The sequence below is a fragment of the Streptomyces sp. NBC_00285 genome, assembly GCF_036174265.1.
In the GTDB taxonomy this organism is placed as follows: domain Bacteria; phylum Actinomycetota; class Actinomycetes; order Streptomycetales; family Streptomycetaceae; genus Streptomyces.
In genome coordinates this window covers 7,113,374-7,139,298 of sequence record NZ_CP108055.1, presented here as the reverse complement: position 1 = coordinate 7,139,298, position 25,925 = coordinate 7,113,374, and the positions used below count along the sequence as shown (strand labels likewise).

Genomic DNA, 25,925 nt, shown 5'->3' with positions numbered 1-25,925 from the left:
AGCACGGAAGAATTGAGGGAACCGGTGAACATAGAGACCGCGCTCAAGGAAGCCATGAGTCTGGACGGCGCGATCGGCGCCGCCGTCGTGGACTACGACAGCGGCATGTCACTCGGCGCCATCGGCGGCGGCCAGGGCCTCGACCTGGAGCTTGCCGCCGCGGGCAACACCGAGGTGGTGCGGGCCAAGATGCGCACCCTGGCCTCGCTGGACATGGACGACGTGATCGAGGACATCCTGATCACCCTCGGGAAGCAGTACCACCTGATCCGACCGCTCATGAGCAGCAAGGGCACGTTGTTCTTCTACGTCGCCCTGGACCGGGCCCGCAGCAATCTCGCGCTGGCCCGGCACGGGCTGAAGAGGATCGAGAACGGCCTGGAGATCTGACCGCGAGGCACCGGCGACGAAGGCCGCCGGTGGCGCTCAGGACTCCTGCGGCGTCACCGGCGAGGCCGTCACGTCGTGGTCGGGCACGGCCTGTCCTGAGCGGATCAGGTCGAGCCGGCCCAGGACCTTGGAGCGCAGGTCGGTCGGCACGTCGTCCTGACCGCAGCACCGCTTGACGAGCTTCTTCACGGCCTCTTCGAGGCCGTACTTCTCCAGGCACGGCGAGCACTCCGTGAAGTGCTGCTTGAACTTGACGCGATCGACGTCCGGCATCTCACTGTCGAGGAACTCGTAGAGATGATCGAGTACCTCACTGCAGTCCGTCTCATGCGGCTCTCCGCAGCTCATGAGCCCGAGCCTTTCGCTTCGTTCGACTCTCCGGCACCGGCCGGGACGAGCCCGCGCTCACGGGCGTAGTCCTCGAGCATGCCGCGCAGTTGACGGCGGCCGCGGTGCAGGCGGGACATCACCGTACCGATGGGTGTCCCCATGATGTCCGCGATCTCCTTGTACGCAAAGCCCTCGACGTCGGCGAGATAGACGGCGATGCGGAATTCCTCGGGGATCGCCTGGAGGGCTTCCTTCACGTCCGAGTCGGGCAGGTGGTCGAGCGCCTGCGACTCCGCTGAGCGCAGTCCGGTCGACATGTGCGACTCGGCGCGCGCGAGCTGCCAGTCCTCGATCTCCTCGGCCGCGGAGCGCTGGGGTTCACGCTGCTTCTTGCGGTACGAGTTGATGAACGTGTTGGTGAGGATCCGGTACAGCCACGCTTTGAGGTTGGTGCCCTCACGGAACTGGTGGAAGGACGCGTACGCCTTGGCGTACGTCTCCTGCACCAGGTCTTCGGCGTCGGCCGGATTGCGCGTCATACGCAGAGCGGCCGAGTACATCTGGTCGAGGAATTCGAGCGCGTCCCGCTCGAAGCGCGCACTGCGCTCCGACGTGGTCTCCGTGCTCGTGCCCTGGCCCTCGGGCTGCTCCGCCTGGCCGTTGTCGGTCCCTGCGTCGATCCCAGTGACCGGACCCACCTCCTCAAGATTCCGGGCAGCACCGAAACCGGTGCCACCGGAATTGGAGGATAGACGACTACCCGCCCCGGCCGCCCCTCGAATAGGAGTGGTCTTGGTCGCGCGCAGCACCGTCCAGTCCAGGTCAGCGCGGCTGCTGCGGCTCGGGCAGTAGGTCGAACCCATGCGGTGGACTTCCTCTCTACGACGGTCGGTGCCAGTTCCTCAGCACTTCTGTCCGCCTCAACAGAGGTCCACGGCTCAACATTCCCGGGCCTTCACCCCAGTGACCCGGCCCACTTCGCGACCGCGTCCGTGACGACTGTCACGGCCTCCTCCTGCGTGATCGGGGCCCGCTTCGGCACCGCGAAGCCATGATCGCCGTACGCCACCTCGACCAGCGAGAAGGAGCCGTCGGGAAACTCCTCCGGCCTCCCGAACGGGTCGTTGCCGCCCTGTACGACCAGGGTGGGCACCCCGGAGCCGAGCAGTTCCGCGGCCCGCGACTTCTCCGGCCTGCCCGGCGGGTGCAGCGGGAAGCTGAGGGCGAGGACCGCGGCCGCCCCCAGTTCCACGGCCGTACGGCAGGCGACGCGGGCCCCTGCGCTGCGCCCGCCGGAGACCACCGGCAGGCCGGGCTCCACGAGAGCGGGCCAGATTCCCCGCCATCCCACGTCCAGCGTCTTCGGCGCGGGCGCGACCTTCTTGCCGGCCACCCGCCAGGGCTGCTCGACGAGCGCGACGCTCACCCCGTGCCGCGGGAGGGTCGCGGCGAGGGCCTGCAGGTCCCGCGCCTCGATGCCGCCACCGGCTCCGTGACTGACGGCCAGCACGAGCCGTGCCGTGCGCGCCGGGTGCCAGGTGATGCGGGCGTCTCCGGCTTCGGTGCTGATGATCTCGGTCTTCACACCTGAAGGCTAGAAGAGCGTGCTCTCTTCGGGGCCGTCCAGTTCCTTCAGCAGCTCCGGGCCGTTGTTGCGGACGTTGCTGACGGCGGTGGAGACCGGGTAGGCCCGCATGAGCCCCTCGGACGGGGGCGCGAGCAGCGGACGCAGATCGTCCACGTCCGTGTGGGACGGGTCGAGCCAGGCGTCCCAGCGGTCCGGGGTGAGCATGAGCGGCATCCGGGGGTGAATGTCGGCGAGGGTGCGCGGTCCGTCGGCCGGGGACACGGCGAGCGGGCCCGTCTCCGCCTCGGTGGTGATCACGGAGCAGGTCGCCCACCAGGCCTGCGGGTGGTCGTCGGGCAGGGTCTTGTCGCGCCAGAACTCGTACAGTCCGGCCATCGCGAACACCGACCCGTCGGCGGGCAGCACGAAGTAGGGCTGCTTGCGCGGCCGCTTCTTCCTCCCCTCGACCTCCAGGTCCCGCTCCTGCGTGCCGGTGACCCACTCGTAGTAGCCGTCGGCCGGGACGATGCAGCGGCGGGTGGAGAAGGCCCGCTTGTACGACGGCTTCTCGTGCACGGTCTCCGCGCGGGCGTTGATCATCCGGGCCGCGCCCTCGGGCGTCTTCGACCAGCTCGGCACCAGCCCCCACTTCAGCTTCCGCAGCTGGCGAACCGGCCGCGGGTCGTCCACGTCCTTGAGAGGGCGGTCGAGAACGGCGTAGACCCCCTTGGTCGGGGCCACGTTGTAATCGGGCTCCAGGGTCTCCTCGGACTCCCACTTGTCGATCTCAAAGATTCCTGCGAGATCCTCGGGCCCACGACTGGCTGCATACCGTCCGCACATACGTGCCACACTGCCAGACTCCGTACGAGGAGAGGGAGCCACCGGGAAACATGGACAGCACCGCATCGACCGCGCTGCCCGACCTCTGGGACCGGCTCACCGGTCTCCAGCCCGACCCTGATCTGTGGGTGGTGCTGGCCACCATGGTGGCGGCGCTCGCCATAGTGGTCCCGCACCCCCTGTGGCGCGTCTCGCGCAACGCGATCACCATCGCCCACGAGGGCGGCCACGGCCTGGTCGCCCTGTGCACGGGCCGGCAGCTCACCGGTATCCGGCTGCATTCCGACACCAGTGGCCTCACGGTCAGCCGCGGCAAGCCGCACGGCATCGGCATGATCCTCACCGCGGCGGCCGGCTACACCGCTCCCCCGCTGCTCGGCCTGGGCGGCGCCGCCCTGCTGGCCGCCGGCCGCATCACCCTGCTGCTGTGGGCGGCGACGGTTCTGCTGGTGGCGTTGCTGGTGATGATCCGCAACGCGTACGGGGCGCTGACGGTGGTGCTCACCGGCGGCACCTTCGTGGTGGTGTCCTGGCTCGCCGGGCCGCAGGTGCAGGCGGCGTTCGCGTACGCGGCGGTGTGGTTCCTGCTGCTGGGCGGGGTGCGTCCCGCTTTCGAGCTGCAGGCGAAGCGGGCGCGAGGCGGGGCCGGTGATTCGGACGCCGACCAGTTGTCCCGCCTGACGCACGTACCGGCGGGGCTGTGGCTGTTCCTGTTCCACGCGGTGTCACTGTGCTCACTCATCGGCGGAGGTCGGTGGCTGCTGCAGGTATGACGCGTCCCGGACGGGCATGCGTCAGGGACGCGGGGCTGTGCCCTCTGCGGCTGCGCCGCGGGGCGCGACCAGCCACGACGGCGCGGCACCCAACCCACGACCCCCCACTAAAGTGAACCCATGGCTTTGAACCCCTCAGACACCGCCCTCTGGCCCGCCCCCCACGCGAGTGGAGCCGTCGACGCCACGGTCCACGTCCCGGGGTCAAAGTCGGTCACCAACCGCGCCCTGGTACTGGCGGCCCTGGCCTCCGAGCCGGGCTGGCTGCGCCGCCCCCTCCGCTCCCGCGACACCCTCCTCATGGCGGCGGCCCTCCGAGAGATGGGCGTGGGCATCGAGGAAGGTGTCGGCCCGGACGGCACGGGCGAGACCTGGCGCGTCCTGCCGGCCGGTCTCCGCGGCCCCGCCACGGTGGACGTCGGCAACGCCGGCACCGTGATGCGCTTCCTGCCCCCCGTCGCCGCCCTCGCCGACGGGCCCGTCCGCTTCGACGGCGACCCGAGGTCGTACGAACGCCCCCTGACCGGCGTGATCGACGCCCTGCGTGCCCTCGGCGCCCGCATCGACGACGACGGCCGCGGCGCGCTGCCGCTCACGGTGCACGGCGCGGGCGCCCTGGACGGCGGCCCGGTCGAGATCGACGCGTCCTCGTCGTCCCAGTTCGTGAGCGCCCTGCTGCTCTCCGGCCCCCGCTTCAACCAGGGTGTCGAGGTCCGGCACGTCGGCGGTTCGCTGCCCTCCCTCCCGCACATCCGCATGACCGTGGACATGCTGCGCGCGGTCGGCGCCCAGGTGGACACCCCGGAGTCGGGCGGCGAGCCGAACGTCTGGCGGGTCACACCGGGCGCCCTGCTGGGCCGGGACCTCACCGTCGAGCCCGACCTCTCCAACGCGCAGCCGTTCCTGGCGGCGGCGCTGGTGACCGGTGGCAAGGTCGTCATCCCGGACTGGCCGGCCCGCACCACCCAGCCCGGTGACCGACTGCGCGAGATCTTCACCGAGATGGGTGGTTCCTGCGAACTCGCCGAGTACGGCCTGGTGTTCACCGGTTCGGGTGCGATCCACGGCATCGATGTCGACCTGGGCGAGGTCGGCGAGCTGACTCCCGGAATCGCGGCGGTCGCAGCCCTCGCGGACTCCCCCTCCACCCTGCGCGGGGTGGCCCATCTGCGCTTGCACGAGACGGACCGCCTGGCCGCGCTGACCAAGGAGATCAACGAACTCGGCGGTGACGTCACCGAGACCGCCGACGGTCTGCACATCCGCCCGCGCCCACTGCACGGCGGGACCTTCCGCACCTACGAGGACCACCGCATGGCCACGGCCGGCGCGATCATCGGTCTCGCGGTCGAGGGCGTGCGCATCGAGAACGTCGCGACGACGGCCAAGACCCTGCCGGACTTCCCGGACATGTGGACCGGGATGCTCGGGAGCGACAAGGCGTAGGGGCGTAGGAAAATGCGCCGCTACGGCAAGAACACCGACGAGGACGACATCCGCAGCCGCCCGAACCGCAAGGGCAACCGGCCGCGCACCCACATCCGCCCCAAGCACGAGGACGCCAGCTGGGGCATGGTCCTCACCGTCGACCGGGGCCGCCTGACCTGTCTGGTCGAGGACCGGATCGTGATGGCGATGAAGGCCCGCGAGCTGGGCCGCAAGGCCGCCGTGGTCGGCGACCGGGTGGCGATCGTCGGCGACCTCTCCGGCCAGAAGGACACCCTCGCGCGGATCGTCCGCATCGAGGAGCGGACGTCGGTCCTGCGCCGTACGGCCGACGACGACGATCCGTTCGAGCGCGTGGTCGTCGCCAACGCCGACCAGCTCGCCATCGTCACGGCCCTCGCCGACCCGGAACCCCGCCCCCGGCTCATCGACCGCTGCCTGGTCGCGGCGTTCGACGGCGGCCTGACCCCCCTCCTGGTCCTGACAAAGTCGGACCTGGCCCAGCCCGACAAGCTGCTGGAGCTCTACGGCCACCTGGACATCCCCTACGTCGTCACCAGCCGCGAGGAGCTGGAGAACGGCGAGGCGGTGAACCGGATACGCGAGGAACTCGACGGCAGGATCACGGCGTTCGTCGGCCACTCGGGCGTGGGCAAGACGACTCTCGTGAACGCGCTGGTGCCGGAGGACCGTCGCCGCGTGACGGGCCATGTGAACGCGGTGACCGGCCGCGGCCGCCACACCACGACGTCGGCGCTCGCGCTGCCCCTGGCGGGCGACGACGGTTGGGTGATCGACACCCCGGGCCTGCGGTCGTTCGGGCTGCACCACGTGGATCCGTCCCGGGTGATCCACGCGTTCCCGGACCTGGAACCGGGAACCGAGGGCTGTCCGCGCGCGTGCAGTCATGATGAGCCGGACTGCGCGCTCGACGCCTGGGTGGCGGCGGGCCACGCCGATCCGGCCCGGCTGTACTCCCTGCGGCGGCTGCTCGCGACACGGGAGCGGACCGAAGGGGACTGAGGAGGACCGAGGGGGCCGCCGGGAGCGGTTGAGGAGGGGGGACTGACCTCCGCGTTGTTTGGCCGCAGGCGAGTTCGGTAAGTGCATAATCGCACCGAGCCGGACATACGGGAGGACAGCACATGGCGTGGCTGCTGGTGGTGGTGGCCGGGTTGCTCGAGACCGGTTTCGCTGTGTGCCTGAAGCTCTCTCACGGTTTCACCCGGCTGTGGCCGACGGTCGCGTTCTGCATCTTCGCGCTCGGCAGCTTCGGTCTGCTGACCCTGTCCCTGCGGAAGCTGGACGTGGGTCCCGCGTACGCCGTGTGGACCGGTATCGGAGCGGCGGGAACCGCGATCTACGGAATGATCTTCTTCGACGACCTGGTCTCGACCCTGAAGATCGTCTCGATCAGCCTGGTGATCATCGGCGTGATCGGTCTCCAACTGTCGGGCTCGCAGCACTAGGCACTCCGCGGGTCCCGGCCCGGCCCCGTCTCACACCGGCTGCCGGTGCAGCGCGCCGCGGACCAGGTCCACGACCCCGCCCTCGCCCGGCGGGGCCGCGACGCAGGACAGGGCGAGCCGGACGGCCAGCTCGCAGGAGCGGGCGAGGTCCACGACATCCGACTTCTGCACATGGGGCCCGGCGAGAACCGTCACCGCGCGGTCGCGCACCAGCGCCACGAAGTCGCCGGGCGACGGCAGCGGTCCGTCGGCCCGGCGCTGTGCCGGTACCGCGGAGGAGGAGGGCACGGCGGAGAGCGTCGGCGAGGGAAGCCGTTCGCTCCAGCAGCCGGTGAGCATGGCCCGCACCAGGGCGTTCTCCCGGGCCGAGGACGCGGTCCACTCGGCGGTCGCGGTCAGCCTCTCCCGCGCGTCCCCGTGTGTGGTCAGCGCCCGCTCGACGCCGACGAGATACCCGTCGGCCTCTCTCCTGACGAGAGCACGGGCCAGTCCCTCCTTGCTCCCGAACTCGTTGTACAGCGTCTGCCGGGACACACCGGCCGCCGCCGCGACATCCACCATCCGCACGGCGGACCACGGCCGGCGCGCCAACGCCGCGTAGGCAGCGTCCAGCAGGGATTCCCGCGCAGCAGGCATCGTCGCCTCCCAGGGAGCGAGCAGCTCTGCGCACAGATTTGACGCGCACGAGGGCACTGTCAAGGGTCCGCGAGGGCATCGGGGGCACGCGACGGTCATTCGCCGACGGGCCGGCGGCCGGCGCGCGTCGGTCATCAGCCCGCGGGCGAGCGGTCGACACACTCCGGTCATCGTCCGCGGGCCGGCGGCGCCGACCACGACGAACCCACGGTCGCCGGACCACCCGAGCAGGCACCCCGACCCACCCCAGTCGGCACCCCGAAGCACCACCCGACCGGAACCGCCCAAGTCGACACCCCGAACCCACACCCCGAACCGAACGGAACCGCCCCGGCACCCCAAACCCACACTCCCCGACGGCGTCCACACTCCAGCCCCTATAGCACCGTACGGACAACGACAGATAGCGTTCGCCACATGCCGGACTACCTCGACGACCTCCGCCTCGCCCACGTCCTCGCGGACGCGGCCGACGCTCTCACCATGGCCCGCTTCAAGGCGCTGGACCTCAAGGTCGAGACGAAACCGGACATGACCCCGGTGAGCGAAGCCGACAAGGACGCCGAGGAACTCATCCGCGGCCACCTCCAGCGCGCCCGTCCCCGCGACGCGATCCTCGGCGAGGAGTACGGCGTCCAGGGCACCGGTCCCCGCCGCTGGGTCATCGACCCCATCGACGGCACCAAGAACTACGTACGGGGCGTGCCCGTCTGGGCCACCCTGATCTCCCTGACGGAGGCGTCGGAGGGCGGCTACCAGCCCGTGGTCGGCGTGGTCTCGGCCCCCGCCCTGGGCCGTCGCTGGTGGGCCGCCAAGGGGTACGGCGCCTACACGGGCCGCAGCCTCTCCACCGCCTCCCGCCTCCGCGTCTCCCAGGTCGGCAAGCTCACGGACGCCTCCTTCGCGTACTCCTCCCTCACCGGCTGGGAGGACCGCGGCCGCCTGAACGGCTTCCTGGACCTGACCCGCGAGGTCTGGCGCACGCGCGCGTACGGCGACTTCTGGCCGTACATGATGGTCGCCGAGGGTTCGATCGACATCTGCGCCGAACCGGAGCTCTCCCTGTGGGACATGGCCGCGAACGCGATCGTCGTGACGGAGGCCGGCGGCACCTTCACGGGCCTCGACGGCCGCCCCGGCCCGCACAGCGGCAACGCGGCCGCCTCGAACGGCATCCTGCACGACGAGTTCCTGGGCTATCTCAACGAGCGCCACTAGAACCAGCCGACCGGCAGCCGCGGATCGGGGATCGCGGATCGCGGATCGCGGATCGGACCCAAGGGGCCCAGATGAGCGCGCGCCCTCAATCGGCGTCGCGCGCCCTCTTGTTGACCCGCGCTTTGCCTGCGACTCTGAGAGGACCCTCATTTGTGAACTTGTGAACCAATGAATTACTTCATTGGCTCCCAGGAGGTGACCGAGAACCCATGCTCGTCCTCGACGCCATGAGCACGGTGGTACTCACCATCGGCCCCGCCCACACCCTCCGCCAAGCCGCCGCCCTGATGTCCGCCCGCCGGGTCGGCGCTGCCGTCGTCCTCGATCCCGACGGCATCGGCATCGGCATTCTGACCGAGCGCGACATCCTCAACTCCGTCGGCCTGGGCCAGAGTCCGGACACGGAGTACGCCCACGCCCACACCACCACCGACGTCGTCTTCGCCACCCCGGCCTGGACCCTGGAAGAGGCCGCGCACGCGATGACACACGGCGGCTTCCGGCACCTCATCGTCCTCGACCAGGGCGAGCCCGCGGGCATCGTCTCGGTCCGCGACATCATCCGCTGCTGGGCACCGGAACGGCAGCGCGTGCCGGCCCGCTCCTAGGCCGAGCTCCGACCCCACCCCAGTCTGGACTCAGTCCAATTCGATCAGAGCTCTAAACTCACACCCATTCGGATTCTGGTCACCAGCTGTTAGGCTGGGACACATGAGCGACCTTCTGGAACGACTGCGCGGCCGCGGCTGGCGGATGACCGCGCAGCGGCGCGTCGTGGCCGAGGTCCTCGACGGCGAACACGTCCACCTGACGGCCGACGAGGTCCACGCGCGCGCCGTGGCCAAGCTGCCCGAGATCTCCCGGGCGACCGTCTACAACACGCTGGGCGAGCTGGTGAACCTCGGCGAGGTCCTCGAGGTCGCGACCGACAAGCGCGCCAAGAGGTACGACCCGAACGCCCACCGGCCGCACCACCACCTGGTCTGCGCCCAGTGCGGAGCCATCCGGGACGTCCACCCCACCGGCAACCCGCTGGCCGACCTCCCCGACTCGGAGCGTTTCGGCTTCGCCGTCTCGGGCGTCGAGGTGACGTACCGGGGTGTCTGCCCGAACTGCTCGGCGGCGTAGGCCCCGGCGTCCGAAGCCCCGGCACCGTACAGGTGCCGGGGCTTCGTGTTGCGTACAGGCGTTTGTGCGGTCGGCGGGCTTCCTGAATCTGACGGTCCGTCATATCGTCGTGCGGCCATCCCTCTCCGTACCGCACTCCGCAAGGAGCAACCGTGGGAGATCCGCACCCTGATCCGCACCCCGTACCCACCGCGGGACATCCCCGCGCCACACTCCACGCCACCGGCGTGACCCGAACCTTCGGCCACCCGCCGCGCTCCGTCGCCGCCCTCGGCCCCCTCGACCTGAGCGTCGCCCCAGGCGAGTTCGTCTGCCTGGTCGGTCCCTCGGGCTGCGGCAGGCGACGGCGACGCCGGCTACGCCTTCCTCGGCGGCCAGCCCCTCGGCGAGCCCCTGGGCGGCATGCTCTACGGCCCCGGCCTGCTGAACGACGACGTGGACGCGGGAGTCGGATGCGAGTTTCGTCACCTATCTGGCGAAGCTCCTGAAGACCGACGAGGAGATCCTGAGGTCCACGCCGTCCCTGCGCATGGACTGGGAGATCCGCGCGGGCACGACGGACCGTCTGCAAGCGGCGTACAGGGCACAGGGCGTGGCGGAGGGCACGGCCCTGCCGGAGTCGAAGACGGTGGACCGCGCGCTGTACGAGGAGGCGGTGGGCCACCGGCCGTGAAAACACCGAGGGCCGGAATCCTTGATCGGATTCCGGCCCTCGGCCTTCAGTAGCGGGGACAGGATTTGAACCTGCGACCTCTGGGTTATGAGCCCAGCGAGCTACCGAGCTGCTCCACCCCGCGGCGATGAATGCAACGTTACGTGAAGGGTGAGGCCAGAGGCAAATCGTCTGGCCGCGAGCAGATGCGGGCGGGGCGCGTCCGACGTGCGACCGCGGGGCATCACTCGGAGCACTACGCGGACAGTTCCTCCCGCAGCGCGTCCCGCAGCCGGGCCGCCCGCTCGGAGACCTCCGCGGGCCCCAGCGCCACGGCCCGGTCGGCCCACCGCTGTCCCTCGGCCAGCTCACCCCGACGCGCGTAGACCAGGGCCAACCGCAACGCCGCCCGCCCGTGCCCCGCATCGGCCGCCCGAGCCCACCACACGGCGGCCTCCGGATCGCTCCCCTCCCGGGCGAGCAGCAGTCCCAGGTTGAACGCCCCGTTTCGGGAACCTGCCTCGGCGGCCTCCCGGTACCACCGGGCCGCCTCCACGACATCGCCCCGGGCGGCGGCGAGCATGCCCACCCGCACCTGGGCCCGCCGGTGCCCCTGGGAGGCCGACCGCTCGTACCACTCCTCGCACTCGCTCTTCTCGTGCACGGACTCCCCGAGCAGGTGCGCGGGCACCGGCGGCCGCCGGGCGTCGAGCACGGTCGCCAGCCGGTACGCGGCCTCCGCGCTGCCGCCCCCGGCAGCACACCGCAGATGCCGCTCGGCGGCGGGCTCGTCGCCGTCCCGCAGCCGGGCGATGCCCACCTGCAGCGCCGCCTCGGTGTGGCCCGCGGCGGCGGCACGCTCGTACCACCGCAGCGCTACGGCCTCCTCGCCGCGCCCGGCGAACAGGATGCCCAGGTTGAACGCGGCGTCCACGCTCCCGGCCTCGGCGGCCTTGGAGAACCAGGGCTCCGCGCCGGCCGTGTCCCCGCCCTGCAGGAGCAGGATGGCGAGCGCGTTGGCCGCCTCGCGGTGCCCTGCGTACGCCGCCCGCCGGTACCACTGCTCCGCCTGCGCGGTCCGGCCCTGTTCGACACAGAGCAGCGCGAGGTTGTACGCGCCGTTGTCGTCGCCGGCGTCCATCGCCGCCCGGTACCACCGCTCGGCGGTCTGCTGCTCCCCGCGCTCGGCGTGCAGCGCGCCGAGCGCGTTGGCCGCGTTGCCGTCCCCGTCCTGGGCGGCCCGCAGCCACCACACGGCGGCGCTCTCGGTGTCCCCCGCGTCACGCAGCAGGAAGCCGAGGGCGCAGGCGGCACGCGCCTCGCCGTCCTTGGCGGACGTCAGATACCAGCGTCCGGCCTCCTTGAGCTGACCGCGCCTCTCCAGGATCGCCCCGAGGTGCAGCGCGGCCCGCCGGTGTCCGCGCGCGGCGGCCTGGCGGTACCACTGCTCGGCCTCGTCGCCGGCACCGCTGTCGTCCCCGATGTCGTCCTCGGGCGCCAGCCGGCGATCGAGCGAACGGGCCAGCCGGTAGGCAGCCTCCCGGTGCCCCCGCTCGGCCGCGGTCCGCATCCAGGGTGCGGCGCCCGCGTCCCCTCGGTGCTCCAGCAGGTCGGCGAGCGCGTAGGCGCCCAGCGCGTGGCCCTGCTCGGCGGACTGCCGCAGCCAGTACTCGGCGGCGGGCTCGTCGCCCCGCTCGCGGTGGTGGCGCCCCAGCGCGTGCGCGGCCGCGGCGGACCCGGCCACGGCGGCGATCCGCCACCAGCCGGCGGCGTCGTCGGCGTATCCACGCTGGTACAGCAGGACACCCAGGTTGTTGGCCGCGGCCCGGTCTCCGGCGGCGGTGGCGGCACGCAGATGCGGCTCGGCTCCGTCGAGATCGCCGCGGCGCAGCAGCAGGGCACCGAGGACACTCATCGCCTCGGCGTCACCGTTCTCCGCGGCAAGGCGATGGCGTGCCTCCTCGGCAGCCTCACCGGTTTCGTCCCGGTCCATGGGCTGCGACAAGTCGCCCGTCGACTCCGAAAAATCGGCAGGCTGCACAAAACGCCCTGTCTTCAACAGAGTTGCCTTGTCCCCCATAACGTCCATCGTCGCACCCCCTGCAACCTGGGTACACCTGGTATACCGCAGCCAGGAAGGTCACTTCAGCGTTTTGTCGACATGCCCACAGAGAGACAAGTCAAACACCGTCCGCCAACTGCCACGGGGCGGCATGGCCGTTTCGCGGGTCGGTACATGCGTTCGCACATCACGAAGGCCCGGATCCTCAAGAGGATCCGGGCCTTCGTTTTCAGTAGCGGGGACAGGATTTGAACCTGCGACCTCTGGGTTATGAGCCCAGCGAGCTACCGAGCTGCTCCACCCCGCGCCGTTGTGTTCCAACCGTATCACGGCGCGAGGTGGGCTTTTGATCAGCCGCTGGGCTTGCTGCTCGGACTACTGCTGGGACTGCTGCGCGGACTCGGACTGCTGCTGGGCTTCGCGCTGCTGCCGCTCTTGTTCGCCGCGGCCTGCGCGTCCTCGGCCCGCTGGAGCGCGTCCTGCAGATCGGTCTGGGCCCGGCCGTACGCCTCCCAGTCGCCCTTCTTCAGGGCTTCCTGGCCGGCGTCGAAGGCCTTCTGGGCGTCGACCAGCGCCTGTTGGACCGTCGGGTTGCTGGATGTCGGCGGCGGAGTGGTGGTCCCCCCGCCGTCGTCCGGTGGCGGGGTGGTCGAAACGTCCGCGCCGAAGACCTTGTTGAGGGCTTCGTCGAGGGTGTCCTCGAAGGCGGTGTTGCCTCCGTAGGTCACCAACACCTTCCGCAGCAGCGGGTACTTGAGTCCACCACCGCGTACGTAGACCGGCTCCACGTAGAGCAGTCCTCCGTCGAGCGGCACCGTCAGGAGATTGCCGTACTCCACGCTGGAATCGCCTCTGTTGAGGAGGCTGATGGTCTCGGCGATGTCCTGTTCGGAGTTGAACTGGCTCTGCACCTGTTTGGGCCCGTTGACCGTGGTGTTGGTCGGCAGTTTCAGAATTCTGATCTTGCCGTAGTCAGGGGTGCCCGCCTCGGCGTCGACCGTCATGAACGCGCTGAGGTTGTCACGTCCGTTGGGCGTGAACGTCGTCGTGAGCGAGAACGCCTGCGCCGACTGGTCCGGCATCTTCATGCTCAGGTAGTAGGGCGGCACCGCGTTGCCCGACTTGTTGGTCGGGTCGTCCGGCACCTGCCACACCTCACTGCCGCTGAGGAAGGTGTCCGCGTCCTCGACGTGGTAGCGCGACAGCAGTTCACGCTGGACCTTGAACAGGTCCTGCGGGTACCGCAGATGGTCCATGAGGTCGGTGGAGATGTCCTTCCTGGGCTCCACCGTGCCCGGGAACGCCTTCATCCAGGTCTTGAGGACCGGGTCCTTGGTGTCCCACTGGTAGAGCTTGACCTCGCCGGTGTACGCGTCGACGGTCGCCTTCACCGAGTTGCGGATGTAGTTGACCTGGTTCTGCTGGGCCACCACCGCGCGCGAGTTGTTGGTCGCCGTCAGCGAGTCGGCCGTCGTGTCACCGAGGGTCGTACGGGAGGAGTACGGGTAGCCGTTGGTCGTCGTGTACGCGTCGACGATCCACTGGATCTTGCCCTTCACCACCGCCGGATAGGCGTCGCCGTCGATGGTCAGCCAGGGGGCGACCGCCTCGACGCGCTGCTTGGGCGTGCGGTTGTACAGGATCCGTGAGCCCTCGCCGATCGCTCCGGAGTAGAGGATCTGCGGCTCGTTGAAGGCCACCGCGTACGCGGCCCGGTTGACCGGGCTGGAGAGGTTGACCCCGCTCTTGGCCTTGTAGCTGTAGGTCTTCTCGCCGTCGTCGTCGGAGTAGTCGATCTCCTTCTGGGGACCGCCGACGATCGAGTACTCAGTGGTCTTCTCGCCGTAGTAGACCCGCTGCTGGTACGTCCCGAGGTCGCCCTGCGAGGGCAGGTTGGACTCGGTGAAGACCGGGCGGCCCTCGGAGTCGGCCTCGGTGCCCTTCGCGGCGACCACGCCGTATCCGTGGGTGTAGCGGAAGTGGTCGTTGATCCAGTTGTTCTTCGGAATGCCGGCGAGGTTCAACTCGCGCAGACCGATGACCGTGTCCTGGCCCCCGGCGTTCTTGTCGTCCTTGCCGTAACGGTCGACGTCGAGGTTGGTCGGGAACGCGTAGTAGTTCCGCATCTGCTGGAGCTGCTGGAACGTCGGGGAGACGACGTTGGGGTCCACGACCCGGATGCTCGCCGTGGCGTCGACGTCGTCGCGCAGCTTGGTCTTGTCCGTGGTGGTGGCCTTGCCGGAGTACTCCGTCACCGCGGCGTCGTCGATGCCGTAGGCCGCGCGCGTCGCGTTGAGGTTCTTCTCGACGTACGGCGCTTCCTTGGCCTGCTCGTTCGGCTGGACCTGGAACTTCTGGACGATCGCCGGGTAGAGCCCGCCGATGAGGATCGCCGAGAGCACCATCAGGCCGAAGCCGATCACGGGCAGCTGCCAGGTGCGCCGCCACAGCGTGGCGAAGAACAGCAGCGCGCAGATGACGGCGATGCAGAACAGGATCGTCTTGGCCGGCAGATAGGCGTTCGCGTCGACGTACCTGAGGCCGGTCCAGCTGTCGGTCGCCTTGAAGTCACTGGACTTCACGGCGAGGCCGTACCGGTCGAGCCAGTAGGCGACCGCCTTCAGGGCGACGAAGACGCCGAGCAGCACCGAGAGGTGTCCCGTCGCGGCGGCGGTGGCCCGCGCGCCCGGCGAGGTGACCCTGAGGCCGCCGTACAGGTAGTGGGTGAGCGCGGCGGCGATCACCGAGAGGATCGCGGCGGCGAAGCCGAAGCCGAGCAGGAACCGGTACCAGGGCAGGTCGAAGGTGTAGAAGGAGATGTCGAGGTGGAACTGCGGGTCCTTCTGCCCGAACGACACGCCGTTGACCCACATCAGCCAGGTCCGCCACTGGCTGGACGCCGAGGCACCCGCGATCAGGCCCACCAGGGCGGTGATCCCGAGCAGCAGCCACCTCTTGTACGGCGCGATGCCCATCCGGTAGCGGTCGAGGTTCTGCTGCTCCATCGACATGGCGCTCAACGGCGGGCGCAGACGGTGTGCCAGCCAGATGTTGAAGCCGACCGCGAGGGCCATCAGCAGACCGAAGACGAAGAACAACCCGATCTTCGTCCACAGGGTGGTGGTGAACACCGACGAGTAGTTCACCGAGCGGTACCAGAGCCAGTCCGTCCAGAAACCCGCGAACATGGTGAACGCCATGCCGAGTACGGCAAGGACGCCCAGCGTCATGAGCAGGGTCCGGACGCGCCGGGACGGGCGGCCCACTCTCATCCGCGGCCCCGTGGGGCCTCCGCCGCGGTCCGGCATCTGGAAAGCCAAGGTGCGCACCTCGAAGTTCGCTGTCGATCCGTCAGACCCTCGTGTTCGCGGGCCCAGGGTGGCCCCCTGTGATCGCGGGCCCACACCTATGCAACTTACTCACCGCTTACTCGGTTCCCGATTCCGGTGACTAACGAGGCAGGATTGTGACCATGTCCAACACTCCCATGGCGGCGAGCCCGCTCACCCGGGCCGTACTAGAGATCGACGAGTACGTCTCCGGCCTCGGCTGGGACCAGCCCGCCCGCCTTTTCGCCCTCGTAGACACCGCCCGGCTGCGTACCCAGGAACCCGCTCTCGCGAGCCAGCTCGGTCTGGAGGAAGGCCAGGAGTCCTCGGCTCTGACCCCGATCGAGCAGGACGAGATTCCCGCGGGCAAGGCGCTCGACGAGTTCCTCGGCACCATCGCCTGGCCCGACGCGGTCGTTGGCTGCGCGCTCACCGTGGAGCGCCTGATGCTGCCGCCGACCGCCGAGGCGTCCGTCCCGCAGGGGCTGAGCGAGGCCCGGCTGGCGAAGTGGGTCGCCGAGCACCCGGACCGCCAGGAGGTCCGCATGACGGTCGGGGTCCTGCGCAACGGCACCCGCGACTCGGCCCTTCGCCTGCGCGAGAAGGACTCCCCGACGGAGGTCCTCACGGGCGGCGCGCTGGTCCCGGGTCTCGCGGAGGCACTGTCGGCGACCTTCGAGGACTGAGCCCGGCCGCAGCGGTCGCGGGTCCCTGGTTCTCCTTCTCCGACACGACGACGGGGGCGCCCTTCTGTGTGAAGGGCGCCCCCGGTCGTGTGCACGCGACGCGGTCAGCCCTTGGTGGTGCACTTCGGCAGGTCGGACGTCCTGCCCTCACGAAGGTCCTTGAGCGCGCCGAGGGCGTCGTCGATGGTGCTCACCTTGACCAGGGTGAGCCCGCCGGGAGTGTCCTTGGCGGCGGCCGCGCAGTTGTCGGCGGGCGTCAGGAAGTACTGGGCGCCCTTGTCGCGCGCACCGACCGTCTTCATCTCGATGCCGCCGATCGGGCCGACCTTGCCGTCGTCGTCGATCGTCCCGGTACCGGCGACGAACTTGCCGCCGGTGAGGCTGCCCGGAGTGAGCTTGTCGTAGATGCCGAGCGCGAACATCAGACCGGCGCTCGGGCCGCCGACGTCGGCGAGCTTGATGTCGATGGTGAACGGGAAGGTGTGGTCGGTCCCGGCGGCGATCCCGACGATGGCCCGCTTCTCGCCCTCGTCGTCGGAGGTCCTCGTCGTGATCGTGACCTTCTCGGTCCTGGTCGCCGTCTTGTTCGCCTTCTCGGCGGCGGCCTGCTCCTTGGCCGGTACGACCGTGAAGACGACCTTCTCGCCGGGCTTGTGCTTCGTCACCAGCTTGGCGACGTCGTCCGGCGCCTTCACCGTCGTACCGTCGACGGTCTTGATCACGTCACCGGCGTGCAGCTTGCCCTCGGCCGCGGAGTCCTTGACGACGGTCGAGACGATCACCCAGGACCGGACGGGGACGTCCAGCTCCTTGAGGGCGGCGACCTTGGCGCTCTCCTGGGACTGGCTGAACTCCTCGGCGTTCTCCTGGGTCGACTGCTGCTCGGTCTTGCCGTCCGGGTAGAGGGTGTCGTGCGGCACGACCTTGCTGTCGTGCGCGAGCCAGCCGTAGACGGCCTCGACGAGACTCATCCTGAAGTCGGCGCTGGTGACCCGGACGGTGGTCATGTTCAGGTGACCGGTCGTCGGATACGTCTTGCGCCCCGAGATCTGGAGCACCGGCTCGCTGCCGTGGTCCCCGAGGGTGTTCACCGTGGGGCCCGGTGACATCTCGGCGTACGGCACTTTGATGAGGAATCCCGCGCACAGGAGCGCGATCAGCATCAGGGTGGAGGCGAGCATCGTCGCGGTGCGGCGTGGCATGGCACGACAGTACGGGACGCTCCTGTCGGACCATCGTCAGGGCGCCGCAGCCGAGGCTGGCTGTCACGGGGCCGTCAGGTGCCGGAGTGCGACTTCTCCATGGCGGCGCGGAACCGGGCGTATCCGTCGAGCTCGGGGCCGTCGCTGCGCGCGCTACGGGTGCGGTTGGCCCAGCTGCCCCAGAGCCCGGCGGCAACCGCTGCCACGAACGGAATCAACAACCAGACGAGCGCCCCCATGCCGACCTCCCGACCCCACAGTGAGCAAGCGTGAAAAACTGACAGATCAGCAGATTAACCATCCGCACTGACAACGCTCACGCCAGGGGTGCAGTTACGCAACCGGAGGGGTGAAGGAAGGGTTCAGCAGGCGCCGACCCATTCCTCCGTACCGTCAGAAAACGTCTGGTGCTTCCAGATCGGCACCTCGTGCTTGAGATCGTCGATCAGTTTCCGGCAGGCCTCGAAGGCCTCCCCCCGATGAGGGCAGGAAACGGCGACGACGACGGCGAGATCCCCGACCGCCAGGTCCCCGACCCGGTGCACCGCCGCCAGCGCCCGCACCGGATACCCGGCGACCACCTTCTCGGCGATCCGCCGCATCTCGGCCTCGGCACTGGGGTGGCACGAATAGCCGAGCTGATCGACGTCGGCTCCCCCGTCGTGATTCCGCACGGTCCCCACGAACAGGGCGGTGCCCCCGGCGGCTTCGTCGCCGACGGCGCGGAAGACCTCGTCGAGGGAGAGCGGGGTCTCACGGATCGCGATCAGCTTGACGGGGTCCTGCGCGGCCTGCTCGCCGGGATGGTCGTTGGTGGGTGCCATACGTCCATCGTGCCGCACACCGGAGAGGGGCGGGAATTGCGTGATCGCCCGGCACACGCGTGTGCGCCTTTGGAGCGTCCTACGATGCAGCCCGTCCGGCGTCATCCAGCCCCTCCGGCGTTTGAGGAGCGGGGGCCCGGGGGCGGAGCCCCCGAGGGACGGGAAGGGGCGGCGGGGGCGAGAAAACCCAGACGCCACCCCCAGCCCACTCAGATCCGCCGACGCGCCTTCCGAGCCCGCCGTACGACGGCCGCCGCACCTAGCAGCGCCACCGTCGCCCCCGCGGCTCCCGCAGCCGTCGCGTCCTTGCGCCCGAGCCGCCGCCCGGCAACCGTGTGCCGTCCGGCGACCTCCTCCAGCAGCTCCGCAAGAACCTCTTCATTGGTCCACTTCGGCCGCCACCCGGCGTCATGGAGCCGGCTCCCGCTCACCACCCAGGGGTACATCGTGTACGCGAGATCCCCCGCCGGAGACGGCGTCAGCCCGATCCGGTGCAGCCGAGCCGCCGCTCCCAGCGCGACCGCCGAGGGCAGCTCCATCCGCCGGATCCCGCTGAGCTCCTCGATCTCCTCCTGCTCCAGCCACCCGTCGCACCCGACGGCGAGCTCCCCGTCGACCTTCTCCAGGACGGCGTACTCCAGAGCGCTGCACAGGTCCTCGAGGTGGCAGAACTGCCAGGCGGGCCGGGACCCCGCGACGACCAGCAGCCGCGGCGACTCGAAGTACCGGGTCAGCGCGGTGTCGGTCCCTCCGCCCACCAGCACGGCGGGCCGTACGACGGTGACGTTGAGTCCGGGGTGTGCCCGCGGCGCCCGCCGCGCGAGCCGCTCGATCTCCAGCAGGTCCCCGACGCCGGTCGCCTCCGCCGTGGCCCGCAGTTCGGCATCCTCGGACAGCGGCAGCTCGTTGTCCGGGAGCGCCCCGTAGACCATCGCGGAGGTGCACAGCACGACCCGGTGGACGCCGACGGCCGCAGCGGCGGTCAGGACGGTCTGTGTCCCCCGCACGTTGTACGCCGTACGGGCGGCCGGATCGGTCTCCAGATCGAGATCGAGCGCCAGGTGCACCACGACGTCGGCGCCCCGCAGCTTCTCCGCGATGGCCGGATCACGCACATCGAGGATGTGCCATTGCGCCGCCTCGCACTCGCCGCGCCGCTCGTCCAGCGCGATGACCTGCTTGATCTCCTCGGAGGCGGCGAGCCGCTCGGTGAGCATGGCTCCGACGCCGGACGCGGCACCGGTGACCGCGACGACTGGCCCGCGCGCGGCGGGATTGGTTGACTGGTTTCGCGCTGCGCGAACCTGCGGATCAGGGGAACTCACCGGGCGTCTCCAGCGGTTGTCTTCAGTAGGAACGCGAGTGACGCGTACGTACCAGGTGGCATCCATCCTGCCGCAGGCCGCGAGTCGGCGGAGCACCGAGGCCCGAACCGCCCGCGGTGTCTACGCTGGGTGGTGTTATCGGGCAGCCGCGCCGCCGGAGGAACCGGTGGCCTTACCAGCCGAGGAATCCCGTGAGTGACACCCCATTCGGATTCGGCCTTCCGCCGGAGGAGCCGGACGACGGCGACGAGGGCAAGAAGAAGGACCAGCAGAGCGGTGGTGGTCAGGGCCCGGCCAACCCGTTCGGTTTTGGCGACCTGCCCGGCGCCGGAGGCTTTGGCGGCCCTGGTGCCGACAATCCGCTCGCAGCCATGTTCGGTTCCCTGAACCCCACCGACCTGGGCGCCGCCTTCCAGCAGCTGGGCCAGATGCTCTCCTACGAGGGCGGCCCGGTGAACTGGGACATGGCCAAGCAGATCGCCCGCCAGACCGTCTCCCAGGGCACCCCTGACGGCACCAAGGACGCGAGCGTCGGCCCCGCCGAGCGCACCGCGGTCGAGGAGGCCGTCCGGCTCGCCGACCTGTGGCTCGACGACGCGACGTCCCTGCCGTCCGGTGCGGGCTCCGCCGTGGCGTGGTCCCGCGCGGAGTGGGTCGAGGCGACCCTGCCCGCGTGGAAGGAGCTCGTGGACCCGGTGGCCGAGCGCGTCGGCACCGCCATGGGCGATGTCCTGCCGGAGGAGATGCAGGCCATGGCCGGCCCGCTGATCGGCATGATGCGCTCAATGGGCGGCGCCATGTTCGGCACTCAGATCGGACAGGCCGTCGGCGTGCTCGCGGGCGAGGTCGTCGGCTCCACCGACATCGGCCTGCCGCTGAGCCCGGCCGGCAAGGCGGCGCTGCTGCCGGTGAACATCGAGGCGTTCGGCAAGGACCTGGGCGTGCCCAAGGAGGAGGTGCGGCTGTACCTCGCCCTGCGCGAGGCCGCCCACCAGCGCCTGTTCACGCACGTGCCGTGGCTGCGCTCGCACCTGTTCGGCGCGGTCGACGGCTATGCGCGCGGGATCAAGGTCGACACCGCCAAGCTGGAGGACGTGGTCGGCCAGTTCGATCCGCAGAACCCCGAACAGCTTCAGGACGCCCTCCAGCAGGGCATGTTCCAGCCGGAGGACACCCCGGAGCAGAAGGCGGCCCTGGCCCGTCTGGAGACGGCTCTGGCGCTCGTGGAGGGCTGGGTGGACGCGGTGGTCCACGCGGCTGCGAAGCCGCGCCTCACGTCCGCCGACGCGCTGCGCGAGACCCTGCGTCGCCGCCGTGCCTCTGGCGGGCCCGCCGAGCAGACGTTCGCCACGCTGATCGGTCTGGAACTGCGCCCGCGCCGCCTGCGCGACGCCTCCCGCCTGTGGGCCTCGCTCACGGACGCGCGCGGTGTCGACGGCCGGGACGGCCTGTGGGCCCACCCGGACATGCTGCCGACCGCCTCCGACCTGGACGACCCGGACGGCTTCGTGCACCGCGAGCAGCTGGACTTCTCCGAGCTGGACAAGATGCTCGGCGAGGCAGCGGAGAAGCCCGACCTGAAGAAGAAGGACGACTCCGAGGGCGACGACACCGAGTGAGCCTCCACGACGACGCGGTCCTCGTACTGAAGGGTTACGAGGACCAGGAGGAGCTGCGCCAGGCCTATCTGGATCACTTGTCGGCCCACCCGGACGGCATGTGGAAGGCCTGTCACGCGGGGCACATCACGGCGAGCGCGTTGGTGATCGACCCCTCGCGCGGGCAGGTTCTGCTCACCCTCCACAAGAAGCTGCGCATGTGGCTCCAGATGGGTGGCCACTGCGAGCCTCAGGACGTCTCCGTGGCGGCGGCGGCCCTGCGTGAGGCGACGGAGGAGTCGGGCGTGGCGGGGCTCACCCTGCTGCCCGGCGGCCCGGTCCGGCTGGACCGGCATCCCATCCCGGCGCCCTGTCACTGGCATTTCGACGTCCAGTACGCGGCACTCGCCCCGCACGGCGCCGTGGAGACGATCAGCGACGAGTCGCTCGACGTGCGGTGGTTCGCCTACGACGAGGTTGCGGGGGTCGCCGACGAATCGGTCGTACGACTACTGGAAGCCACGCGCGCGAGGCTGTGAGCGCATGTGTAAGGGGCGCCCGGCAATGGCGGGCGCCCCTTACCTGTACCGTCCCGGCGGTCAGCTGTTGCTGCCGCCGAGGGAGTTGCCGCGCATGCCGAACTGGCCGAGCATCCCGCCGTTGCGCATGCCCTGCGGCGGCAGGAGTTCGCTGGGTTGGACCAGGACGTGGCCCGTACCGCCGAAGTGCATCTCCCAGCCCTCGCCGGTGGTGCCCCTGCGGCGCCACACGCCGGAGGTGGAAGTGGGCGCCTGGAGCTGGGTGCGCAGGGATGTGGACCAGGCGATGACAGCGTCGGAGTCGACACAGACGTTCTTTTCCGGTCCGACCTCCAGCACCAGTGGCTCGCCCGAGGTCATCAGGACGACCTGCCCGGAGCCGGACAGCTCCAGGTTGTAGGCGCCCGCGGCGGCCACCTCGACCGCGCTGTCCACCGCGACGATGCCGACGCCGAGGGAGCCGTCGAAGGCCAGGACGTAGGAACTGTCGACGGTGATCCCGCTGCCGACCTCCATGACGTGCAGGTGCTGGGCGAGGTTGGCCAGGTAGACGACGCCGTTGCCCTTGCAGCGCATGAGTTCGAGGCGTTCGCCGGTCATCCGCTCGACGTTGCGCCAGTTGCGGTTGCGGTACTGGCTGTCGAACTCGACCTGACCCTCGAAGGCCACCATGGCGCCCTGCCGGGCCAGGATCGGGCTGCTGCCCTGGGTGACGTCGGTCTTCAGCAGCTGTGGGTTCTGCAGGGTGTAGCGCCCGGTCGACTCGACCGGGACGTGTGCGAAGAGTGTGCTGTGCATGATGTGTCTGGTGCTCCCCTCAGCCCCGGATCTTGAATCGGTCGCCGGTGTCCTCGCTCGGCTGGACGACGACGAAGCCCTGCCCCTTGAAGCCGATCTGGAAGGCCTCGCCGCTGCCGCGGCCGATGAGGGCGCTCGCCTTGATGGTGCGGCGGGCCTTCATCTCCATCCCGGTCGTCCAGGCGACGAGCGCGTCCGGGTCGACGTACGTCTCGCGTTCGGCGCAGTCCAGGGCCATCGGGATGCCGCGGCTGACCAGGGCGACCCAGCCCGTGCCCTTGATGACGAGGTTGGTCAGTCCGGAGCCGGACAGCTTGGCGAGTCCCTTGACCGGTTCGATGGCCAGTTCGAGCGAGGCGTCGCAGGCCAGCAGCGTGGCCCCGTTGACCGACAGCGCCTCGCCGTTCAGGTGCAGGACGAGGATGTCGCCGCCGTAGTCGGCCAGGTAGAGGTCTCCGTCGCCGCGCGCCAGCATCAGCCGGCCGCCCTCGCCGGTGACCATCGCCTCCGCCGAACGGCGCAGGCTCGCGGGCGCGCCGTCGAACTGCACATAGCCGTCGTACGCGATCATCGAGCCGGCCTTGGCGATCAAGTCCTGCCCGCTGACCATGGTGACCTTGAGCGTCTTGGAGCTGTGCACACTCATGCGGACGCCGGTCGGGGCGGCGCGGTGCGCACTCAGAGTCTGGGAGTCCATGGCCTCACACCTCGAAGGGCTGTACGACGACGAAGTTGCCGGGGGCGCCGCGGAACTGGAGGTTCACGGCCTCGGTCGTCGGCTGGGCGTACCCGGAGCGACGCAGCCTGAGCGCGGTCGTGGTGACCGCCTGCGCACCGGCTGACCAGGCGATCACGGCGTTGCCGTCGACGTAGGTGGCCGGGCCGACCGGGATGACGACGGGCACGCCGCGTGTTTTGACGACGACCGCTCCGGTGCCCGAGAAGAGCATGCTGAAGAAGCCCCCGCCGGGCAGTCCCTCGCCCTCGATGCGGCGGACCTCGGTCTCCAGGGACTCGTCGAAGGCGAGGACACCCTGGGCGCTGGTGTAGAGCTGCTCGCCCTGCAGACGGATGACGAAGACACGGCTGGCCTCGTCGGCGAGGAACACCTCGCCGTTGCCGGTGCAGCGCATCAGGGACATGCCCTGGCCGGTGAGCGCCCCGGTGAGTTTGCCGAGCACTCCCGAGCCCTTGTGGGCGAAGTCGATGTCGCCCTGGTAGGCGACCATGCTGCCCTGCTTGGCGAGGATGGGGGCGTCCTTGGTGAGGGTGGCCCGCACCAGGTTCGCGTTCTGTTCGGTCCAGCGGTCGCCGACCGGGGCTTCCGCGTACTTCGTCAGGACGACACGGACGTTCGCCTCCGGCGGCACGGGAGCGAGCTGTGTGCCGCCGCCGAAGGGCTGCGCCTGACCGGGGAAGGCCCCGGGGGCACCGGGAGGCGCGAACTGACCCGCGACGGCACCCGGGGGCGTGAACTGACCCGCGGGCGCGCCGGGGGGCGAGTACTGACCCGGCGCAGGCGCGCCGGGCGGCGCGAACGTCTGCGGGCTCGTCGGCGCGGCGGGCGCGGGCGGGGCGGCGGTCCCGGCGAGCGTCGGAGCGGTGTGGACGGACGGCGCCGGAGCGGGCGGTGCGCCGAACGACGGAGCCGGCGCGGCGACCTGGGCGGGTGGGGCGAAGGCCGGCGGCTGGGCCTGTGCCGGTACGGCGACCTGGGGCGAGGATTCCGGCTCCTCCTCGGCGACCTCGCCGCCGAAGTTCTTCAGCAGCGCGTCCAGCCCGCCGTCGAAGCCCTGGCCGACCGCGGCGAACCGCCAGACGTCCTTCAGGTACAGGTCGCCCACCATCACAGCGCGCTCGGTGGAGAACTCACTGCCGTCGAACGGGTACCGGGCCACTTCCTCGCCGCCGGCGACGATACGGAGACAGCCGGGGGCGATCTGCGACATCTGGCCGTCGCCGTCGAGAGTCGCCGTGAACGAGAGCTTCTGGATCTGCGACGGAATCTTGTCGAGCGTGACCCGGAACGACTCCGTGTCGCCCGCCTGCGCACCCAGGAGCTGAACGGAGTCCTCGGGAGACTTCGGCTGGTTGAAGAAGATGAAGTAGCGGTCGTCCGAAAGCTGTTCTTCGGCGTCGAGCCCGAAGCAGCTGATGTCGAAGGTCAGTCCGGGGCCGGAGATCTGTACACCTACGTACAGGTCCGTGCCCGCGGTCAGGTCACTGATCTTGGCCTTGTGGCCGCGCTGGAATTCCCTGGCCATGCGTAACGACCGTCCCCCATCCCGAATGCAAGTGCGTCGCGACAGGCTAACGGCAAACTCGGACACCGAGGGAGCTCGGTACAGATCCGGTACAAAAACCTGTTCGAGTCCGTGGTCACTCTCCGCGGGCGCCCGGAGGATGCGGCAACCGGTCCGCGGCGACTACGCCTTCCAGGTAGCCCTTGGCCCGTTCGGTGCGCGGATAGGCCTCCAGCAGCCGCCAGAAACGGGGCCCGTGTCCCGGGACGAGCAGATGTGCGAGCTCGTGGACCAGAACGTAGTCGACGACGTACTCCGGCATGCCCTGCAGCCGGTGCGACAGCCGGATGCTGCCCTCGGACGGGGTGCAGGAACCCCAACGCGTGTTCTGGTTGGTGACCCAGCGGACCGTGGTGGGCCGCGCCCGGCCGTCGAAGTACTGGTCCGACAGCCGCCGGGCGCGCTCGGAGAGCTCGGTGTCACCGAGAACCCGTTTGCTCTCCTGGGCTGCCAGCTTGTCGAGCATGACGCTCACCCAGCGCTGCTCCTCGGCCTCGGACATCCGGGCAGGGATGAGCACGACGGTGCGATCGCCCTCGCGGTACGCGGAGACCGTCCGGCGGCGACGGCTGCTCCTGCGAACCTCGATCGCGCTCGCCCCCGAGCCGCTCGGCGGCTGACTCGTCGTGCTGCGCTGTGGCGTTCCGGCGCTGTGCAGTGGGTCGGCGGGCACGCCTTGACGTTACCCTCTGCACACGCGGGAAGTCCCGACTCCGGGACGGTTCGGTTCCGATCGCCCGCCATGCGCTTGATTTGTACGACGAATACCCCCACCTGTGGACAACTTTCGGCACGCCCAGGCCGGGT

The 25,925-nt window shown here is 70.1% G+C and carries 26 protein-coding genes, 2 tRNA genes and 1 pseudogene; 12 read left to right on the top strand and 17 right to left on the bottom strand.

What is annotated here, in order from left to right; all coding sequences use genetic code 11:
• Window positions 1-24: 24 nt before the first annotated feature.
• Window positions 25-390, top strand: a complete 366-nt coding sequence (locus OHT57_RS33150) for a hypothetical protein (RefSeq protein ID WP_328750397.1) — start codon at window positions 25-27, stop codon at window positions 388-390.
• Window positions 391-426: 36 nt separating this feature from the next.
• Here the strand turns inward: OHT57_RS33150 and rsrA are convergent, their stop codons facing one another.
• From rsrA to OHT57_RS33130, 4 genes are all read right to left on the bottom strand, one after another.
• Window positions 427-738, bottom strand: coding sequence for a mycothiol system anti-sigma-R factor (gene rsrA, locus OHT57_RS33145; protein WP_328750396.1), 312 nt, complete (start codon window positions 736-738; stop codon window positions 427-429).
• Complete coding sequence (gene sigR / locus OHT57_RS33140; RefSeq protein WP_328750395.1) at window positions 735-1,418, bottom strand: RNA polymerase sigma factor SigR; 684 nt, start codon at window positions 1,416-1,418, stop codon at window positions 735-737. The genes rsrA and sigR overlap by 4 nt, the downstream gene beginning before the upstream one ends.
• Before the next feature lie 257 nt (window positions 1,419-1,675).
• A complete protein-coding gene (locus OHT57_RS33135) occupies window positions 1,676-2,305 on the bottom strand; it encodes an alpha/beta hydrolase family protein (RefSeq protein ID WP_328750394.1) in 630 nt (209 codons plus the stop codon).
• A 9-nt stretch (window positions 2,306-2,314) separates the two neighbouring features.
• Window positions 2,315-3,130 carry an SOS response-associated peptidase gene (locus OHT57_RS33130; RefSeq protein WP_328750393.1) on the bottom strand — a complete coding sequence of 272 codons (816 nt, stop codon included), beginning with the start codon at window positions 3,128-3,130 and terminating at the stop codon, window positions 2,315-2,317.
• 50 nt (window positions 3,131-3,180) lie between these two features.
• Between OHT57_RS33130 and OHT57_RS33125 the strand changes: the two genes are divergently transcribed.
• The 4 genes from OHT57_RS33125 to OHT57_RS33110 all read left to right on the top strand — a co-directional run bounded on the left by OHT57_RS33125 (window position 3,181) and on the right by OHT57_RS33110 (window position 6,818).
• On the top strand, window positions 3,181-3,903 hold the full coding sequence (locus OHT57_RS33125; RefSeq protein ID WP_328750392.1) for a M50 family metallopeptidase: 723 nt from the start codon (window positions 3,181-3,183) through the stop codon (window positions 3,901-3,903).
• A gap of 120 nt (window positions 3,904-4,023) precedes the next feature.
• Window positions 4,024-5,349: a 3-phosphoshikimate 1-carboxyvinyltransferase gene (gene aroA / locus OHT57_RS33120; protein ID WP_328750391.1), complete on the top strand. Its 1,326-nt coding sequence runs from the start codon at window positions 4,024-4,026 to the stop codon at window positions 5,347-5,349.
• 12 nt (window positions 5,350-5,361) lie between these two features.
• Complete coding sequence (gene rsgA, locus OHT57_RS33115; RefSeq protein ID WP_328750390.1) at window positions 5,362-6,372, top strand: ribosome small subunit-dependent GTPase A; 1,011 nt, start codon at window positions 5,362-5,364, stop codon at window positions 6,370-6,372.
• Window positions 6,373-6,494: 122 nt separating this feature from the next.
• Window positions 6,495-6,818: a DMT family transporter gene (locus OHT57_RS33110; protein ID WP_328750389.1), complete on the top strand. Its 324-nt coding sequence runs from the start codon at window positions 6,495-6,497 to the stop codon at window positions 6,816-6,818.
• Window positions 6,819-6,848: 30 nt separating this feature from the next.
• On the opposite strand, the gene OHT57_RS33105 is transcribed toward OHT57_RS33110, so the two are convergent.
• Window positions 6,849-7,454, bottom strand: coding sequence for a TetR/AcrR family transcriptional regulator (locus OHT57_RS33105; protein ID WP_328750388.1), 606 nt, complete (start codon window positions 7,452-7,454; stop codon window positions 6,849-6,851).
• A 417-nt stretch (window positions 7,455-7,871) separates the two neighbouring features.
• Between OHT57_RS33105 and hisN the strand changes: the two genes are divergently transcribed.
• The 4 genes and pseudogenes from hisN to OHT57_RS33080 form a co-directional block, all read left to right on the top strand.
• A complete protein-coding gene (gene hisN, locus OHT57_RS33100; protein WP_328750387.1) occupies window positions 7,872-8,672 on the top strand; it encodes a histidinol-phosphatase in 801 nt (266 codons plus the stop codon).
• Window positions 8,673-8,881: 209 nt separating this feature from the next.
• Window positions 8,882-9,280 (top strand): CBS domain-containing protein, encoded by a 399-nt coding sequence (locus tag OHT57_RS33095; protein ID WP_328750386.1) that lies wholly within the window; start codon window positions 8,882-8,884, stop codon window positions 9,278-9,280.
• A 103-nt stretch (window positions 9,281-9,383) separates the two neighbouring features.
• A complete protein-coding gene (locus OHT57_RS33090) occupies window positions 9,384-9,800 on the top strand; it encodes a Fur family transcriptional regulator (protein ID WP_328750385.1) in 417 nt (138 codons plus the stop codon).
• Window positions 9,801-10,109: 309 nt separating this feature from the next.
• Window positions 10,110-10,473: pseudogene (locus OHT57_RS33080) on the top strand (ABC transporter substrate-binding protein); the annotation flags it as partial.
• A gap of 50 nt (window positions 10,474-10,523) precedes the next feature.
• Here OHT57_RS33080 and OHT57_RS33075 read toward each other — a convergent pair.
• From OHT57_RS33075 to OHT57_RS33060, 4 genes are all read right to left on the bottom strand, one after another.
• Window positions 10,524-10,597, bottom strand: a tRNA-Met gene (locus tag OHT57_RS33075).
• A 111-nt stretch (window positions 10,598-10,708) separates the two neighbouring features.
• Complete coding sequence (locus OHT57_RS33070) at window positions 10,709-12,541, bottom strand: tetratricopeptide repeat protein (protein WP_328750384.1); 1,833 nt, start codon at window positions 12,539-12,541, stop codon at window positions 10,709-10,711.
• A gap of 206 nt (window positions 12,542-12,747) precedes the next feature.
• Window positions 12,748-12,821: transfer RNA gene (locus OHT57_RS33065), tRNA-Met, on the bottom strand.
• Window positions 12,822-12,864: 43 nt separating this feature from the next.
• Window positions 12,865-15,786: a UPF0182 family membrane protein gene (locus OHT57_RS33060; protein WP_443053511.1), complete on the bottom strand. Its 2,922-nt coding sequence runs from the start codon at window positions 15,784-15,786 to the stop codon at window positions 12,865-12,867.
• A gap of 200 nt (window positions 15,787-15,986) precedes the next feature.
• Here OHT57_RS33060 and OHT57_RS33055 point away from each other — a divergent pair, with 200 nt between their 5' ends.
• Complete coding sequence (locus tag OHT57_RS33055; protein WP_328750382.1) at window positions 15,987-16,529, top strand: PPA1309 family protein; 543 nt, start codon at window positions 15,987-15,989, stop codon at window positions 16,527-16,529.
• Window positions 16,530-16,633: 104 nt separating this feature from the next.
• Here OHT57_RS33055 and OHT57_RS33050 read toward each other — a convergent pair whose 3' ends face one another.
• The 4 genes from OHT57_RS33050 to OHT57_RS33035 form a co-directional block, all read right to left on the bottom strand.
• Entirely contained in the window at window positions 16,634-17,731 is a 1,098-nt protein-coding gene (locus OHT57_RS33050) for a YlbL family protein (protein WP_328750381.1), read from the bottom strand.
• A gap of 74 nt (window positions 17,732-17,805) precedes the next feature.
• Window positions 17,806-17,937: a hypothetical protein gene (locus tag OHT57_RS33045; RefSeq protein ID WP_328753544.1), complete on the bottom strand. Its 132-nt coding sequence runs from the start codon at window positions 17,935-17,937 to the stop codon at window positions 17,806-17,808.
• Between the two features lie 156 nt (window positions 17,938-18,093).
• Entirely contained in the window at window positions 18,094-18,555 is a 462-nt protein-coding gene (locus OHT57_RS33040) for a molybdenum cofactor biosynthesis protein MoaE (RefSeq protein WP_328750380.1), read from the bottom strand.
• 209 nt (window positions 18,556-18,764) lie between these two features.
• Entirely contained in the window at window positions 18,765-19,880 is a 1,116-nt protein-coding gene (locus OHT57_RS33035) for an SDR family oxidoreductase (RefSeq protein ID WP_328750379.1), read from the bottom strand.
• Between the two features lie 191 nt (window positions 19,881-20,071).
• Here OHT57_RS33035 and OHT57_RS33030 point away from each other — a divergent pair, with 191 nt between their 5' ends.
• On the top strand, window positions 20,072-21,499 hold the full coding sequence (locus OHT57_RS33030; RefSeq protein WP_328750378.1) for a zinc-dependent metalloprotease: 1,428 nt from the start codon (window positions 20,072-20,074) through the stop codon (window positions 21,497-21,499).
• A complete protein-coding gene (locus OHT57_RS33025; protein ID WP_328750377.1) occupies window positions 21,496-22,017 on the top strand; it encodes an NUDIX hydrolase in 522 nt (173 codons plus the stop codon). The genes OHT57_RS33030 and OHT57_RS33025 overlap by 4 nt, the downstream gene beginning before the upstream one ends.
• 60 nt (window positions 22,018-22,077) lie before the next feature.
• Here OHT57_RS33025 and OHT57_RS33020 read toward each other — a convergent pair whose 3' ends face one another.
• From OHT57_RS33020 to OHT57_RS33005, 4 genes are all read right to left on the bottom strand, one after another.
• Entirely contained in the window at window positions 22,078-22,815 is a 738-nt protein-coding gene (locus tag OHT57_RS33020; RefSeq protein WP_328750376.1) for an AIM24 family protein, read from the bottom strand.
• 19 nt (window positions 22,816-22,834) lie between these two features.
• Complete coding sequence (locus tag OHT57_RS33015; RefSeq protein WP_328750375.1) at window positions 22,835-23,512, bottom strand: AIM24 family protein; 678 nt, start codon at window positions 23,510-23,512, stop codon at window positions 22,835-22,837.
• Between the two features lie 4 nt (window positions 23,513-23,516).
• Entirely contained in the window at window positions 23,517-25,079 is a 1,563-nt protein-coding gene (locus OHT57_RS33010; RefSeq protein WP_328750374.1) for a TerD family protein, read from the bottom strand.
• Window positions 25,080-25,194: 115 nt separating this feature from the next.
• On the bottom strand, window positions 25,195-25,791 hold the full coding sequence (locus OHT57_RS33005; protein WP_328750373.1) for a M48 metallopeptidase family protein: 597 nt from the start codon (window positions 25,789-25,791) through the stop codon (window positions 25,195-25,197).
• Window positions 25,792-25,925 lie beyond the last annotated feature (134 nt).

What these genes read in the sequence shown, in the direction of transcription:
- OHT57_RS33040 (WP_328750380.1), bottom strand. Translation starts at nt 18,555, where the DNA reads ATGGCACCCACCAACGACCATCCCGGCGAGCAGGCCGCGCAGGACCCC.
- OHT57_RS33095 (WP_328750386.1), top strand. Translation starts at nt 8,882, where the DNA reads ATGCTCGTCCTCGACGCCATGAGCACGGTGGTACTCACCATCGGCCCC.
- aroA (WP_328750391.1), top strand. Translation starts at nt 4,024, where the DNA reads ATGGCTTTGAACCCCTCAGACACCGCCCTCTGGCCCGCCCCCCACGCG.
- OHT57_RS33110 (WP_328750389.1), top strand. Translation starts at nt 6,495, where the DNA reads ATGGCGTGGCTGCTGGTGGTGGTGGCCGGGTTGCTCGAGACCGGTTTC.
- OHT57_RS33130 (WP_328750393.1), bottom strand. Translation starts at nt 3,130, where the DNA reads ATGTGCGGACGGTATGCAGCCAGTCGTGGGCCCGAGGATCTCGCAGGA.
- OHT57_RS33105 (WP_328750388.1), bottom strand. Translation starts at nt 7,454, where the DNA reads ATGCCTGCTGCGCGGGAATCCCTGCTGGACGCTGCCTACGCGGCGTTG.
- OHT57_RS33090 (WP_328750385.1), top strand. Translation starts at nt 9,384, where the DNA reads ATGAGCGACCTTCTGGAACGACTGCGCGGCCGCGGCTGGCGGATGACC.
- rsrA (WP_328750396.1), bottom strand. Translation starts at nt 738, where the DNA reads ATGAGCTGCGGAGAGCCGCATGAGACGGACTGCAGTGAGGTACTCGAT.
- OHT57_RS33050 (WP_328750381.1), bottom strand. Translation starts at nt 17,731, where the DNA reads ATGCCACGCCGCACCGCGACGATGCTCGCCTCCACCCTGATGCTGATC.
- OHT57_RS33010 (WP_328750374.1), bottom strand. Translation starts at nt 25,079, where the DNA reads ATGGCCAGGGAATTCCAGCGCGGCCACAAGGCCAAGATCAGTGACCTG.
- OHT57_RS33020 (WP_328750376.1), bottom strand. Translation starts at nt 22,815, where the DNA reads ATGCACAGCACACTCTTCGCACACGTCCCGGTCGAGTCGACCGGGCGC.
- OHT57_RS33070 (WP_328750384.1), bottom strand. Translation starts at nt 12,541, where the DNA reads ATGGACGTTATGGGGGACAAGGCAACTCTGTTGAAGACAGGGCGTTTT.
- rsgA (WP_328750390.1), top strand. Translation starts at nt 5,362, where the DNA reads ATGCGCCGCTACGGCAAGAACACCGACGAGGACGACATCCGCAGCCGC.
- OHT57_RS33060 (WP_443053511.1), bottom strand. Translation starts at nt 15,786, where the DNA reads ATGAGAGTGGGCCGCCCGTCCCGGCGCGTCCGGACCCTGCTCATGACG.
- hisN (WP_328750387.1), top strand. Translation starts at nt 7,872, where the DNA reads ATGCCGGACTACCTCGACGACCTCCGCCTCGCCCACGTCCTCGCGGAC.
- OHT57_RS33055 (WP_328750382.1), top strand. Translation starts at nt 15,987, where the DNA reads ATGTCCAACACTCCCATGGCGGCGAGCCCGCTCACCCGGGCCGTACTA.
- OHT57_RS33125 (WP_328750392.1), top strand. Translation starts at nt 3,181, where the DNA reads ATGGACAGCACCGCATCGACCGCGCTGCCCGACCTCTGGGACCGGCTC.
- OHT57_RS33015 (WP_328750375.1), bottom strand. Translation starts at nt 23,512, where the DNA reads ATGGACTCCCAGACTCTGAGTGCGCACCGCGCCGCCCCGACCGGCGTC.